This window comes from Streptomyces sp. NBC_01460 (assembly GCF_036227405.1).
Lineage (GTDB): Bacteria > Actinomycetota > Actinomycetes > Streptomycetales > Streptomycetaceae > Streptomyces.
This window is the reverse complement of sequence record NZ_CP109473.1, coordinates 6,345,663-6,358,391: the sequence shown is the minus strand read 5'-3', so window position 1 is coordinate 6,358,391 and position 12,729 is coordinate 6,345,663. Positions and strand designations below refer to the sequence as shown.

General features: G+C 70.3%; 15 protein-coding genes. 8 read left to right on the top strand and 7 right to left on the bottom strand.

Features of this window, described 5'->3' with window-relative positions:
• Window positions 1-19 precede the first annotated feature (19 nt).
• Window positions 20-1,627, top strand: coding sequence for an allophanate hydrolase (locus OG488_RS28750; RefSeq protein ID WP_329233820.1), 1,608 nt, complete (start codon window positions 20-22; stop codon window positions 1,625-1,627).
• Window positions 1,628-1,739: 112 nt separating this feature from the next.
• On the opposite strand, the gene OG488_RS28745 is transcribed toward OG488_RS28750, so the two are convergent.
• Window positions 1,740-2,198, bottom strand: coding sequence for an ATP-binding protein (locus OG488_RS28745; protein WP_329233818.1), 459 nt, complete (start codon window positions 2,196-2,198; stop codon window positions 1,740-1,742).
• Between the two features lie 289 nt (window positions 2,199-2,487).
• On the opposite strand from OG488_RS28745, the gene OG488_RS28740 reads away from it, so the two are divergent.
• Window positions 2,488-3,702, top strand: coding sequence for a beta-ketoacyl-[acyl-carrier-protein] synthase family protein (locus OG488_RS28740; protein WP_329233816.1), 1,215 nt, complete (start codon window positions 2,488-2,490; stop codon window positions 3,700-3,702).
• A gap of 73 nt (window positions 3,703-3,775) precedes the next feature.
• Here OG488_RS28740 and OG488_RS28735 read toward each other — a convergent pair whose 3' ends face one another.
• Window positions 3,776-4,801 carry a MarR family transcriptional regulator gene (locus OG488_RS28735; RefSeq protein ID WP_329233814.1) on the bottom strand — a complete coding sequence of 342 codons (1,026 nt, stop codon included), beginning with the start codon at window positions 4,799-4,801 and terminating at the stop codon, window positions 3,776-3,778.
• Window positions 4,802-5,331: 530 nt separating this feature from the next.
• Between OG488_RS28735 and OG488_RS28730 the strand changes: the two genes are divergently transcribed.
• Both OG488_RS28730 and OG488_RS28725 read left to right on the top strand, forming a co-directional pair.
• Window positions 5,332-6,219, top strand: a complete 888-nt coding sequence (locus OG488_RS28730; RefSeq protein WP_406464918.1) for a helix-turn-helix domain-containing protein — start codon at window positions 5,332-5,334, stop codon at window positions 6,217-6,219.
• Window positions 6,216-6,401, top strand: coding sequence for a DUF397 domain-containing protein (locus OG488_RS28725; protein ID WP_329233812.1), 186 nt, complete (start codon window positions 6,216-6,218; stop codon window positions 6,399-6,401). The genes OG488_RS28730 and OG488_RS28725 overlap by 4 nt, the downstream gene beginning before the upstream one ends.
• A gap of 73 nt (window positions 6,402-6,474) precedes the next feature.
• On the opposite strand, the gene OG488_RS28720 is transcribed toward OG488_RS28725, so the two are convergent.
• Together OG488_RS28720 and OG488_RS28715 are read right to left on the bottom strand one after the other, a co-directional pair.
• Window positions 6,475-7,197, bottom strand: a complete 723-nt coding sequence (locus tag OG488_RS28720; protein WP_329233810.1) for an alpha/beta fold hydrolase — start codon at window positions 7,195-7,197, stop codon at window positions 6,475-6,477.
• Between the two features lie 177 nt (window positions 7,198-7,374).
• Window positions 7,375-7,953, bottom strand: coding sequence for a TetR/AcrR family transcriptional regulator (locus OG488_RS28715; protein ID WP_329233809.1), 579 nt, complete (start codon window positions 7,951-7,953; stop codon window positions 7,375-7,377).
• 90 nt (window positions 7,954-8,043) lie between these two features.
• Between OG488_RS28715 and OG488_RS28710 the strand changes: the two genes are divergently transcribed.
• The 3 genes from OG488_RS28710 to OG488_RS28700 all read left to right on the top strand — a co-directional run bounded on the left by OG488_RS28710 (window position 8,044) and on the right by OG488_RS28700 (window position 9,378).
• Window positions 8,044-8,490: a DUF1772 domain-containing protein gene (locus OG488_RS28710; protein ID WP_329233807.1), complete on the top strand. Its 447-nt coding sequence runs from the start codon at window positions 8,044-8,046 to the stop codon at window positions 8,488-8,490.
• 75 nt (window positions 8,491-8,565) lie between these two features.
• Window positions 8,566-8,991 carry a DUF4267 domain-containing protein gene (locus OG488_RS28705; RefSeq protein WP_329233805.1) on the top strand — a complete coding sequence of 142 codons (426 nt, stop codon included), beginning with the start codon at window positions 8,566-8,568 and terminating at the stop codon, window positions 8,989-8,991.
• 66 nt (window positions 8,992-9,057) lie between these two features.
• Window positions 9,058-9,378 (top strand): hypothetical protein, encoded by a 321-nt coding sequence (locus OG488_RS28700; RefSeq protein ID WP_329233803.1) that lies wholly within the window; start codon window positions 9,058-9,060, stop codon window positions 9,376-9,378.
• A 90-nt stretch (window positions 9,379-9,468) separates the two neighbouring features.
• Here the strand turns inward: OG488_RS28700 and OG488_RS28695 are convergent, their stop codons facing one another.
• Together OG488_RS28695 and OG488_RS28690 are read right to left on the bottom strand one after the other, a co-directional pair.
• Window positions 9,469-9,972, bottom strand: a complete 504-nt coding sequence (locus OG488_RS28695; RefSeq protein ID WP_329233801.1) for a cupin domain-containing protein — start codon at window positions 9,970-9,972, stop codon at window positions 9,469-9,471.
• Window positions 9,973-10,021: 49 nt separating this feature from the next.
• Window positions 10,022-10,459: an SRPBCC family protein gene (locus OG488_RS28690; RefSeq protein WP_329233800.1), complete on the bottom strand. Its 438-nt coding sequence runs from the start codon at window positions 10,457-10,459 to the stop codon at window positions 10,022-10,024.
• Window positions 10,460-10,566: 107 nt separating this feature from the next.
• On the opposite strand from OG488_RS28690, the gene OG488_RS28685 reads away from it, so the two are divergent.
• On the top strand, window positions 10,567-12,219 hold the full coding sequence (locus OG488_RS28685) for a hypothetical protein (protein ID WP_329233797.1): 1,653 nt from the start codon (window positions 10,567-10,569) through the stop codon (window positions 12,217-12,219).
• Window positions 12,220-12,275: 56 nt separating this feature from the next.
• On the opposite strand, the gene OG488_RS28680 is transcribed toward OG488_RS28685, so the two are convergent.
• Window positions 12,276-12,554 carry a hypothetical protein gene (locus OG488_RS28680; protein WP_329233795.1) on the bottom strand — a complete coding sequence of 93 codons (279 nt, stop codon included), beginning with the start codon at window positions 12,552-12,554 and terminating at the stop codon, window positions 12,276-12,278.
• Between the last annotated feature and the right edge of the window lie 175 nt (window positions 12,555-12,729).

Below are 12,729 nucleotides of genomic sequence, written 5' to 3'. Positions count from 1 at the left end.
CCCCACAAGGGATGTCCCCATGCATCACATCCGTGCCGCCTACGACCGCATCGCCGCCGCCGACCGCCCCGAGATCTGGATCCACCTCCGGCCCCGGGCCGAGGTGGAGGCGGAGGCGGCCGCCGTGGATCCCGGGCTGCCCCTCGCCGGCCGCCTGTTCGCGGTCAAGGGCAACATCGACGTGGCCGGGTTGCCCACCACCGCGGGGTGCCCGTCCTACGCCTACCGGCCGGACCGCGACGCCCCCGTGGTGGCGCACCTCCGCGCGGCGGGCGCGGTCGTCGTCGGGACCACCAACCTGGATCAGTTCGCCACCGGGCTGGTGGGCACCAGGTCACCGTACGGAGCGGTCCGCAACGCCCTCGCCCCCGACCGGATCAGCGGCGGGTCCAGCTCCGGGTCGGCCGTGGCCGTCGCGCTGGGCATGGCCGACTTCGCCCTGGGCACGGACACCGCGGGGTCGGGCCGCGTACCCGCCGCATTCAACGGGATCGTGGGCCTCAAGCCGACCTACGGTGCGGTGCCCACGCAGGGCGTCGTCCCGGCCTGCGCGAGCCTGGACTGCGTGACCGTGTTCGCCCGCACCCTCCCGGAGGCCGAGCGGGCCCTCGCCCACATGGTGACCGACGCCGGCCGGCCTCCGTCCCGCTCCCCCGGCCCCTGGCGTGTCGCCGTTCCCGGCGCGGAGGGTCTCGGCGAGCTCGACCCTGGGTGGGCGGAGGCCTACGAGGCCGCGGCCGGCCGCCTGGAGGCTGCGGGCGCCCTTCTGCGCCCGCTCGATCCTTCCCCCTTCCTGGAGGCCGCCGGGATGCTCTACGAGGGTGCGTTCGTCGCGGAGCGCTACACCGCGGTGGGCGAGTTCGCGGACAAGGGAGCCCCCGACCTCGACCCCACGGTCGCGGCGATCATCGCGGGGGCCCGCGAGCTCCCGGCCCACCGCCTCTACGCCGACCGGACCCGGCTGGCGGCGCTCCGGGCGCGGGCCCTCGACTCCCTCGGTGACGCCGACGCCCTCCTGCTGCCCACCGCGCCCGGCCATCCCACCCTCGCCGAGGTCGCCGCCGATCCCCTCGGATCGAACGCCCGGCTGGGCCGCTTCACCAACTCGACCAACCTGTTCGGCCTCGCCGCCGTCGCGGTTCCCGCGGGCACGGTCAGCGGTCTCCCCTTCGGAGTGATGCTCATCGGCCCCGCCCACACCGAGGACCGGCTGGCGCGCATCGCGACCCTGCTCACCGAACCGCCCGCCCGCCTGGCCGTCGTGGGCGCCCACCTGACCGGTCAGCCGCTGAACCCGCAGCTCCTGGCCCTCGGAGGCCGCTACGTGGACACGACCACGACCGCCGCCGAGTACCGTCTCCACGCCCTGGCCACCGTTCCGCCGAAGCCCGGACTGGTCCATGTCCCGGACGGTACGGGAGCTCCGGTCGAGGCCGAGATCTGGGAGCTTCCCGCCGCCGCTCTGGGTGCTCTCGTGGCCGCTCTCCCCCGGCCGATGGCGATCGGCAGCGTCTCCCTCGCCGACGGGACGTCGGTGCCCGGCTTCCTGTGCGAGCCCGAAGCGACCTCCGACGCGCGGGACATCACCCGGTACGGCGGCTGGCGCGCCTACATCGCCTCGCTCTGATCCGCCGGTGCCGACGGGTACGGTCGCGGCTGCCGTCGCCTGCACCGACGGCTACGGTCCCAGCTGCCGTCGCCGGCACCGACGCCTACGGTCCCAGCCGCCGTCGCCGGCGTCAGTGCGGCAGGTCCAGCTCGGCCACGATCGTCTTGCCCACGGGCGCGCGGTCGAGGACGTCCCACCGGTCGGCGAGCGCCGCCACCAGGAGCAGACCCCGGCCGCCCTCCGCCAGCGGCGGCGTCGAGGGGTGGAGCTCGCCCGGGGCGGGAGGCCGTCGTTCCCCCCGGGCGTCGGACACCGCGATACACAGGGTCCGGCCACGGATCGCGACGGTGACCTCGAAGTCCCTTCCAGGGACGCAGCCGTGGGTGACGGCGTTGGCCGCGAGCTCAGCGACGAGCAGGGCGGCGGTGTCGGACGCCTCACTGCCGTGCGGCACGCCCCATGTGTCGAGCTGGTGCAGCACGAGCCGGCGGGCGAGGCGGGCGCCACGTGGAGTGGAGCTGAAGCGCTGGACGAACACACCCGTGAGGGGCAGTGCTCGACCGGTCACGGTGACGGACAGTGCGTTCATGCGCCCACGATGACGGCGCCCACCCCCCTTCACCAGCGGCGACGCGCGTACGCCGCATCGGCGTACGCCCCTTCCGGGCGCCCGGTACGCGACACCGGGCGTGGCGCCGGGCCGACCACCTCCGGCGTCACGGCGTCATGACCTCAAGCCGAGTGATTGTCCAGACCGAACAACCTCTCTCCTGCAAATCGGTCGACTCCTCTCCTGATTTTCCTTCTGAACGCTGCCATGATCCCCCTGTAGGCAAGCCAGGCACTATGTAGCAACTTCACAAATCAGGGAGGCTCGTGTGACCCGCAACGGTCGTGTGCTGGTGACGGGCGTCGGTGCGATGACGCCGTTGGGGGCCGATGCGCCGTCGTCGTGGTCGGGGCTGCTGGACGGCAGGTCGGGGGTGCGCTTCCTGGAGGAGGACTGGGCCGCGGACCTACCCGTACATGTCGCGGCCGGCCTCACGGTCGACCCCGCCTCCCTGTTTCCGAGGACCGAGGCCAGAAAGCTGGACCGCGGTGAGCAGGTCGCCGTCCTCAGCGCGCGCGAAGCCTGGCAGGACGCCGGTGCTCCACAGGCCGAACCGGAACGACTGGCCGTCGTCATCGGCACGGGGACCGGCGGTGTCCTCACCACGCTGGACCAGGACGACGCCTTCGAGCGCGCCGGGATTCGACGGCTCTCGCCGTTCGCGGTCCCCATGCTGATGCCCAACGGACCGGCTGCCCGGGTGAGCATGGACCTGGGCGCGAGGGGCGGCGCCAGAACGCCGGTGAGTGCCTGCGCGTCCGGAGCGGAGGCACTCGCCCTGGGGCAGGACCTGATTCGCAGCGGGCGGGCGGACGTGGTCGTCGCAGGAGGGGTGGAGGCATGCCTCCACCCCTTCACCATCGCGGCGTTCGCACAGATGAAGGCCCTGTCGACACGGTCCGTGGACCCGGAGAGCGTGTCCCGCCCGTTCGACGTCGAGCGGTCCGGGTTCGTCATGGGCGAGGGCGCGGGGATGATGGTGCTCGAACGCGCCGAGTTCGCCCGGGCCCGTGGAGCACGTGCCTACGGCACGCTGGCCGGCAGTGCCGTGAGTTCAAGCGCGAAGCACATCACGGCGTCCGACGCGGAAGGCCAGGCCTTCGCCATGGAGCTGGCGTTGCGCGACGCCGGCCTGACCCCGGCGGACATCGGGATCGTGCACGCGCACGCCACCTCCACGGAGTCCGGTGACCTCGCGGAGGCGGAGGCCATCGGCCGGGCCATCGGCAACCATGCCGTGGTGACGGCGACGAAGTCGATGACGGGTCACATGATGGGCGCGTCCGGAACGGTCGGCGCCATGGCCGCTCTGTTCGCCCTCAGGGAAGGCACGGTTCCGGCCACGCGCAACCTCGACGCGCTCGACCCGCGCGTGGAACTGGACGTGGTGCGTGGTGAGCGGCGAACCGGACAGTGGTCCGCCGCTCTGGCCAACTCGTTCGGGTTCGGCGGACACAACGTCAGTCTCGTCTTCACCGAGTGACGACGACCGTACGGCTCGATGAGGAGGCCGGGCGGAAGCCCCCCTTCCGGTGGCGATGCGCACGTACGACGGCTCAGGGCGTACGCATCAGGTTGCGGAGGCCGGCGACGAGGGCCGGGACATCGCGTTCGACCTGCTCCGGGGGCGTCCGGTCGGACGATTCCGGCTTCTGGAGCACGGCGTGACAAGGGCGGCAGAGGCCGTCCGGGAGTGCCCCGGCCGGGCCTGGTCGACCACACTCGGCGCACTCGACCAAGAGGCCGCGCACGGGAACACCTGGCGGGCCCGAAGCCGGTCCCGGTGCGGCGGGCAGGTGGGGCGGCATCTTGTCGGTGAGGCGGCGGCGCACCAGGCCGACGGGGGACCCGATCCGCTCGGGGAGCCCGGCGGTGAGTGCCGAGGTCACGTAGTCGGCGCCGACACCGCGCGCGAACCAGGCGGCGGCGAGTGGTTCCAGGACGGCGCAGTCGGCTGCGGAGAGCGCCAAGCGGTTTTCGTGGCGGCCCAGTTCGGCGAGAACGAGGTAGGCGGGGGAAGGGGCCTCAGAGGGATGCGGGCCGCCCATGTCAGGCCCGCTCTCCGGCACCGGGGGCTGCGGCGGTTTCAGGGAGGGCAACGCCGTGGTGTCCACCTCCGCACCGCGCTGAGGGGGTACAACCGGCGCGGCGAAGGGCTCGGGCGCCTGCTCCGGCACGGTGGTTCCGCCTGCGAGCTGTGCGGCCCACCATGCGTTGTCGCGGGCCGCACGCGACCAGTAGGTGAGCGTCACCCATCGGCACTGCCCCTCCCCCGCCACCCGGCAGCGCACGCGCCGCAGGTGCCCGGCCACCGCGAGGGCGCGCAGGGCGGTACCGATGGCCATCTGGCCGTACAGGGGCAGGTCCTTGGCCAGCGACTTGATGTCCATCGCGGCGCCGTCGGGCAGGCGGTCGATATACCCGGCGACATACCGCTCACGTTCCGGGAGGAAGGCGAAGTCGTCTCGGCGGGCCTGCTCCTGGCCGGGAACGGACTGCTTGCCGTAGCCGGAGGGAGCCGCGCGGTACGGACGTGAGGCTGCGGGGGCGGGCAACGCGGAGCTAGGGTGCTGGATAGCCACGAGATCGTCTTTCTAAGGGGTCGATCTTGGGTCAGACCCCGGCCGGTGCGCCTAACACCGCGTCGGGGTCGATGCGTTGAGGGCACCGTAAGCAGCCGCGACTCTCCGCCGCAACTCGCCCACAATGAGTCATACTTGCTGGCCGTGACGGGGCGGGGAGGGGGAGAGGTTTCTCCCAACCCCCCTACCTACCTCCCGGATGAACAACACCGCTCGCATCTCGAACCTCGCAGCCCGACCCTCGGAACTCGGAGCTCAAGCGTCGGCCCGCACACCCCTCCCGCACCCCCGAACGAGTGACAGGGCGGCGTACGGCGCTCGAACCCCGAGACTCGGGACACGAGCTCCGGAGCAGGCGGGCGACAGCCCCGCGCGTGGAGCGAACACACATCGCACCACCCTTGCCGCGCGTACGCTATGAGATCGCACGCACACACTCAGTCGCCAGCGTCTCGCATCCACGGGTGTGCCGGTGCGACGGAGTCAGAAGCGGCACGGCGGGGGCGGGTACGCGCGAAAGGTGGCCAGCGGTGGCCTACGAGAACATGGACGACGGCGCTGCGGATGCGGCGGCGGGAGGCACCGGCGCGGGAACCGGAACCGAGCCCGGAGTGTCGGACAGCCTGCGTACGTTCGGCGCGGTCGTCCAGGCCCTGCGAGAACACGCGGGCCTCACGCGCGAGGAGTTCGCCGACCAGGTGCGCTTCTCCAAGCACACGGTCGCCTCGATCGAGCAGGGCCGCCGGATGCCGGACCACGACTTCGTGGAACGCGCGGAGGCGGCGCTCGGAAATACGGGAGCGCTGCGGAAGGCCGCTCCGCATCTGTCCCGGCAGGCGGGGCTGGCGAGTTGGTTCCGGCAGTGGGCGCGGGTGGAGACGACGGCGATCAGCCTGTACACGTACGAATGCCGGGTGATCCCGGGCCTGTTGCAGACCGAGGCGTACGCGCGAGCCGTCTCGCTGGACGCACCACCGCTGCCCGACCCGGACGAGCTGGAGAACCGGATCGCGGCGCGGCTGGCCAGGCAGGAACTGCTGGCGATGACGCGGAGGCCGCCGACCGCGTTCAGCTTCATCGTGGAGCAGGCGGTGCTGGAGAGGTGGACGGGCGGGGAAGCGGTGACGCGGGAACAGTTCGACCGACTGCTGGAGTTGATCGAGCGGAACTGGAACGTGGAGTTTCAGGTCATGCCGCTGCGACAGCCGTCGCACGCAGGGATGGATGGGCCTCTGCAATTGGCCGAGACACCCGACAACCGCTGGTTCGGATACTCCGAGGGCCAGAAGAACGGCCGCCTGATCACCGTCCCAAAGGAGATCAGCGTCCTCCAACAGCGGTATGCGAAACTGCGCTCGCAGGCCCTGACGCCCGACGACTCTTGCAGCCTGCTGAAGCGAATGCGAGGAGCGCTATGAGCACGTCCCAACTGGCCTGGCACAAGAGCAGTTACAGCGGCTCCGAAGGAGACAGCTGCATCGAGGTGGCGGAGGGCACACAGGTGATACACGTCCGCGACTCCAAGGTCCAGCTGAGCCCTGAACTCACCCTCTCCCCGACCGCATGGCGCGCCTTCGTCACCTACGCCGTCCAGGGCTGACCCTCACCCACACCCCGGACCCGTCCGGCGCGGGGCGTAGCCGACACTGCCTCACGTCGCATCGTTGTCGGATTCAGGGGAGCTGGCGCGCGAAGCGGCGGACGGCATCAGTGAAGGCATCTGGATCGTCGAAGTTCGCGAGGTGCCGTGCCCGCGGGATCAGTTCGACGCGCGCGTGGGGATGTGCGCGGGCGAAGTCCGCCTCCCCTGCGCGGAAGACGGCGTCCTTCTCGCCGTTCAGGATCAGGACCGGAGCCTTCACGTGACGCATCGCCCCCGCGTCGAAGCGTCCGAGTACGTCTCCCCAGGCCGCCGGCAGGGTATGGAAGGCGTAGCCGGCACGGAGGGTTGCCTCCACCACGTCCCGTGGGTAAAGCCGCCGCAGCAACCGGTCGTTCCACCGGGTCAGGCGATCTGCAGGCATACGAGGGACCAGTCCGGCGACCAGGCGATAGGGCACTGCCCGGAGACCGCGGGTGGAGGCACTGGCTCCCGCGAGGATCATTCCGCGCAGTTGTTCCGGACAGCGCCGCGCGAACTCCAGTGAGGCGTATCCGCCGAGCGAGTGCCCCACGACCAGGGCCGGCCCATGGTCGAGCGAGTCCACCGCAGAAGAGATGATCTCCGTCGCCGCGCTCAGGCTCCAGGGCTGAGCGGAGCGGTCCCCGTGGCCGGGCAGGTCGATGGCGATCACCGGGAATTCGTCCCGGAGCGCGGCAAGCTGCATGCTCCACTGTCCGGCGCTGAAACGCGTCCCGTGAACGAAGACTATGGGCACTGCATCCACTGCCGTCATCACTCCCCCAAGAGACACCGTCCTAGCCGACTTTACCGGCGGGATCCACGTCGCGATCAAGGGAGATTCCGGAAGGTTCTCACACTGCGCCCGTCTGCCCGCGTGTGACCACGTCCGGTGCCACACGCGGGCAGACGGGCCCGGAAACCCCGGTCGCGTGCCCGCCTGGACGGTGCGTCAGACGATGGCGAGCCGGTCCACCAGCAGCTCCACCCACTGCTCGGTGCCCTCCGGCAGCAGTCGTCCGGCCCGGGTCAGGGTGGCCAGCCCGTGCAGGGACGCCCAGAACGTCTCGGTGAAGAGCCCCGGGTCGACCCCCTCCCCGGCGACTTCGCCGAGGCTCTCCAACAGCGCGGCGAAGGCGTCCTTGAGAGGTGCCGGGGTGTCCTCGCGCGCGAACGCCAGACCGCCGTCGAGCTGGAAGATGGCGTCGTAGACCGCCGGGTTGCGCTCGGCGAAGTCCAGATAAGCGCGGGCCAGGGCGGCGACCCGGGCACGAGGGCCATCCGCGGCGGCGGTCGCGTCGCGCACCACCACGGCCAGCTCGGCGGCGCCCTCCAGGGCGACGGCGCCGATGATCTCCCGTTTGCCGCGGAAGTGGCTGTAGAGGACGGGCTGGCTGTATTCGATGCGCTCGGCGAGCCGACGGGTGGTGACCGCGCCCCAGCCCTGCTGCTCCGCGAGTTCGCGGGCCGTGGCCACGATGAGGCGCTCGCGTTCCGCCCGCTCGCGCTCCTTGCGTTCCTGTACCGACATGATTCGACCCTAGCACCGCTAGACAACTGAACGGCACTAGTACTAGCGTTGCCACATCGGCTAGCAGCACTAGATTCCGAAAGGGTCATCATGCTCAACACACTTGAGGTCGTCACCACCGTGGTCGTCGGAGTGATGGTGGGGGTGGAGTTCTCCGTCGCCTTTGTCATGAACCCGATCTTCAACGCCCTCCCGGAGGACAGCGGCCAAGCCGGCCGCGCCCACGGAGGCCGGATGCTCGGCGCCGTGATGCCGTTCTGGTACATCGGCTCGCTCGTCCTCGTCGCGATCTGGGCCGTCACCGGATGGCAGCAAGACGGCGCGGGCCTCGTCGTCATCGGCGGCGCGCTGCTGATCATCAGCGTGATCATGTCGATCCTGCTGCTCGTCCCGATCAACAACCGGAGCAAGACGTGGACCGCCGAGAACCGGCCCGCCGACTGGAAGCAGCAGACGACCCGCTGGGACCGCTACCACTACGTCCGCGTCGCCGTCATCATCGCCGCCTTCGCCCTGCTGGTCGCCGCCCTCGCCTGACACCAGGGCCCACAGCAGCCGGGAACGCACCCCCGAAGCTCACCAGGCGGACGAAGACCCACAAGGAGAAGAACCATGTCACTGAAGAAGATCAACACCTTCCTGACCGCCGCCTTCATCCTCTTCATCCTCTGGTTCGGGACGGAGTTCATCCTGAGCCCGGAGACGACGGCACCGAACTTCGGCCTGCCGAGCTGGCCGTCCGGCGACGGCGGCGGCTTCCTGATCGTCAAGGGGATCCGCGACGTCGTCCTGGCCCTGGTCCTGGGCATCCTGCTGGTGACGGGCCACCGTCGGGCGCTGGGCTGGGTGCTGCTGGTGGAGGCCGTCGCCGCGTACGGCGACATGACCACCGTGCTGGCCCACCACGGCTCCGTGGCGACAGCGCTCGGCGTACACGGCCTGACCGCGACGCTGATGGTGGTCAACGGCCTGCTGGTCATGCGGGAGACCCGCAAGATCGCGACCGCTCCGGCAACACCCGTCACGCAGCCCGCCTAGCCGGCTCTGCCTGGTGCATCATGTGACCGCTCCAGGCCCGGGTCTCTGACGCGGCCATGGATCGGGATGTCGAGTGATGCCGAGCGGGAACGACTGCGGCCGTTCCCACCGGTCAGCAACGGGCGTTGCAGCCGGCGCCCGCAACGAACCGCCGCCGACGTTCTCGGACGCCGCGTCATCGTCTCCCAGGAGCGGGTGCCGGAGGTCCCGCGGCTCGATGACGACGACGTGCGGGCGCGGTTCCGCGAGGCGGCGGCTGAGGTGCTGAGCACGGCAGCGGTCGAGCGCGTCGTGACGCTCGTCGCGGACCTGCCGGAGCCGACCGACTGCTCCGAACTGTTCGAGCTCTTCGCCTCGGCCCCGTGTCACGGTGTCCCTGAGGCTTGAGAGCGCCAGGCGTGCGGCGCATGGCACTCGCGTGGCCACGATTCCGGGAAAGCCCTGTGCACGGTCCGGGTGAGGGGTGTCGCGGTCGGGTCACCCCGATCCGGCGGGGCGGCAGTAGGCGTGGATCAGTTCCTCGTGCTGGGGGAAGGTCTGCAGCAGGTCCTGGGCCCGGGCGAGCGTCATGTCGGCGTAGTCGAACCCGGGTGCGACGGCTTCACTGATCAGGCCGTGGTCCCCATCGGTGAGGTGAGATGCCTTCCAGACTCCTCCAGCGACCGCGAGGGTGAGGAGCTGGCCCTGTCCGGGGTCCTGGCCCAGGACGGCGGTGCGGTGGCGGCCGTCGGGGAACAGGAGGTGGTAGGTGATCGGCTCGCCGTGGTGATGGAAGTGGAGGATGTCCGAACGGTTGAGGTGCCAGTGGCCGATCGGTGACCGGCGGGTCAGCAGGTAGTGGATGGACGTCAGGGTGTACCGGTCTCCCGCGGGCGTGGGGACGTGGGGGCGGTGGTCGGCCTGGAAGGTCCGGCGGAAGTATCCGCCCTCGGCGTGCTCTTCCAGGCCGAGTGTCTCGATCCAGTGGTCCGCTGTGAGCATGGGAGCGTCCTTCGGCAGATCAATTCGGCCGGTTCCGTTCAGGTTCTGCTCAGGAATCTTCGTCCAGTGCACGAATTCCTGCCTTGAAGACGTCGTCCCGGAAGAGCGCGCGGAGCCGGTCGCCGTCCTTCTGGTCCTGGGGTTCGAATTCTGCCGTCCAGTGGATTCTGCAGGATCCAGGCGTTCGGTTTTCGATTACCTGGATCTTCGCGCGGTAGAAGGTGACGGGAAACGGGCTGGTGATGATGGCGTAGCGGACACTGCGTGTGGTGGTGTCACAGGCCAGGAGCTCCTCGCGGATGACGCCCCCGTCGCGGGTGGTGAGGGTTCTGACGATGCCGCCCTCGGGGCCGGGCTCGGTTTCCCGGCTGCTGTGCGCGATGAGGGGGTGCCAGTCGGCGATGTCGCAGAATGCCTCGACCTTCTCCCAGGCGGATGCGAGCGGACGGCTGATGTCGTCCTCTACGGTGACCTGCCCAGCGGGCATGATATTCATCCTATGATCGGGAAATGGAGAGGGTTTTGGGGAACTGAGGCGTCATCATATACAACGAGGTCTTCATTCCATTTCGACTGGATCGGGACCCGTCAACCGTGACCAGCCCTCTTCTGCAAGGTGAGCCGCGACCCGTTGAGGGCCTGGTTCCATTCGCGGCCACCACCGTCGATGTCACCGCATCGCCGCAGGACGGACCCAGCCTTCTGCTGCGTGCAGCCGCCCGCCTGACCGCAGCAGCACCGCTGGGTGACCAGCCGGCCCTGGCCCGTGGCGAGCTCACCTGCCGGCTCGAACCGGGCCTGCAGGCCCGCATGTTCCTCACCACCGAGATGCGTCCGGGGGCAGCCGCTGACCGGCTGCTGCGTCTGAACCTGACGCTCTCGGGCTCGTCGGCTCCTTCCGCCGCGGTCCTGGCACGCTGGGCCGAGATCTGGCACCGCCAGCCTCTGTCCGCCCTCGAAGTGGAGCGGGTGGCCGGTGAACTGCCGCTGATGAACGCCACCGTGGAGCGACTGCGCCCGGGCAAACCGCTGGCCGGCTACGCACTGCTGGTCACCGGGCACTTCCTGACCGACCTCGTCCACCTCGTGGGCTGCCTCGGTGAACTCGGTGCGCCGCTGGAGGCAGTGACGGTTCTGCGCAAGGACTACGCGTACCAGTGGCGCGACCGTGTCCACGGGCACCTGCAGGAGTGGGGAGTCACCGTTGCCGACTGCACCGACTCCCGGGCCGTGCACGAACACGCGGTACGTGCCGACCGTGCCGGGCTGCGGCCTCTGGCCCTCGACGACGGCGGCTACGTCGCCCCGCAGCTGTTGGACGCCGCCCGCGCCGGGACCTGGGCGGGCGACTGGGCAGGGGTGGTCGAGCAGACCATGTCGGGCGTCTACAAGCTGCGGGGCCGCGAGCCGGAGCTGACGTTCCCGGTGTTCTCCGTGGCCCAGTCGCGCCTCAAGGGCCGGATCGAGTCGTACTGGATCGCGGACCAGGCCGTCACCACCGCCTTGTCCCTGCTGCCCGCGCCGAAGATCGAGGGACAGCCCGCCCTGGTCATCGGCTACGGCAATGTCGGCGCCCAGATCGCTGACATCCTCGCCCGGCGCCGGATGCGCGTCGCCGTGCACGACGCCGACATCCTCCATCTCATCGAAGCCCACGAGAGGGGCTACACCACCGCACGCAGCCTGCCCGACCTGCTCGGTGACCACGCTCCCCTGCTCGTCTTCGGCGCGACGGGCCGTACGAGCATGTCCTCCCCCGAGTTCACGGCCCTGCGCCGTCCGGCCTACCTGGCCAGCGTCAGCAGCCGGGACGTCGAATTCGACCTCGCCGCTCTCGAAGCCCTCTCCGGCCGGCGACCCGCATCCCCCGGGACGGCAGGCCACCGCCCCTCGTCCACCTACGGACTGCCCTCGGGCGTCGACGTCACCGTGCTGGCCGGTGGCCGCCCCGTCAACTTCTACGAGACCGACAGCATCAGCAACCTGCACTCCGACCTGGTCTACGCCGGCATGCTCACCGGCGCGTGCGCCGTCACCGCCCCGGCGACCACACCCGGCCTGGACCCGGCCTGGGCTGATGAGGTACTGGAGGAATCCGGACTGCTCCAGGACTACTACCACCGCTACGGCCCCCCTGCCGGCCGGCCGATCCCCGCCTCCACGAATCCCGAGGTTGCTCCAACCTCTCCTGCCCACAAAGGGTTTGCCGACCTCACGGCGGGCGGCGACGACACGCGACACAACTGAACGCGGGCGGAGATGTCATCTCCATCGGATCGATACGCTGTCGACCGTGGTGGGGATTACGGCGGTGCTTGGGTGACGTCGTCGCGGTTGCCGGGGGTCGGTGCAGCGGCGAGAGCGATGTCGGTGGCGTCGGCGATCAGCTGATGCCCGCTCCCGTCGCAACGGCCGGTGGAGGCCTTGTCGGTCCGCAGGATGTTGGCCCGAGCCGCGGCGTCGACGGCGTCCGGCTTCTTGCGCGTGGCGGTCCTGGTAAGGGGAAAGCAGCCGGCAGGTTGATCGCGAAGACCGGCCGACTCGCGGCCGGCCCGCGAGCAGGCGACGAGCAGTCCACGCACATTCGATCGCCACGGGAATCCGCGCGGCCCCGCTATCGCCATGCTCGGCCAGCAGGTGCGTGAGCTCGCAAACCTGCAGCATGGTCGCTGATCCGCACCGTGGCGAGTTGTCGACCCTTGACGAGACGGACCGTATCGTCTAGCTTTCTGACCGTCGGTCGGCAGCTGGTGCTCC

Bases quoted from the DNA above. Each gene is read 5' to 3' on its own strand.
- OG488_RS28750 (WP_329233820.1), top strand. From the start codon at position 20: ATGCATCACATCCGTGCCGCCTACGACCGCATCGCCGCCGCCGACCGC.
- OG488_RS28745 (WP_329233818.1), bottom strand. From the start codon at position 2,198: ATGAACGCACTGTCCGTCACCGTGACCGGTCGAGCACTGCCCCTCACG.
- OG488_RS28725 (WP_329233812.1), top strand. From the start codon at position 6,216: ATGAGCACGTCCCAACTGGCCTGGCACAAGAGCAGTTACAGCGGCTCC.
- OG488_RS28720 (WP_329233810.1), bottom strand. From the start codon at position 7,197: ATGACGGCAGTGGATGCAGTGCCCATAGTCTTCGTTCACGGGACGCGT.
- OG488_RS28715 (WP_329233809.1), bottom strand. From the start codon at position 7,953: ATGTCGGTACAGGAACGCAAGGAGCGCGAGCGGGCGGAACGCGAGCGC.
- OG488_RS28710 (WP_329233807.1), top strand. From the start codon at position 8,044: ATGCTCAACACACTTGAGGTCGTCACCACCGTGGTCGTCGGAGTGATG.
- OG488_RS28705 (WP_329233805.1), top strand. From the start codon at position 8,566: ATGTCACTGAAGAAGATCAACACCTTCCTGACCGCCGCCTTCATCCTC.
- OG488_RS28700 (WP_329233803.1), top strand. From the start codon at position 9,058: ATGTCGAGTGATGCCGAGCGGGAACGACTGCGGCCGTTCCCACCGGTC.
- OG488_RS28695 (WP_329233801.1), bottom strand. From the start codon at position 9,972: ATGCTCACAGCGGACCACTGGATCGAGACACTCGGCCTGGAAGAGCAC.
- OG488_RS28690 (WP_329233800.1), bottom strand. From the start codon at position 10,459: ATGCCCGCTGGGCAGGTCACCGTAGAGGACGACATCAGCCGTCCGCTC.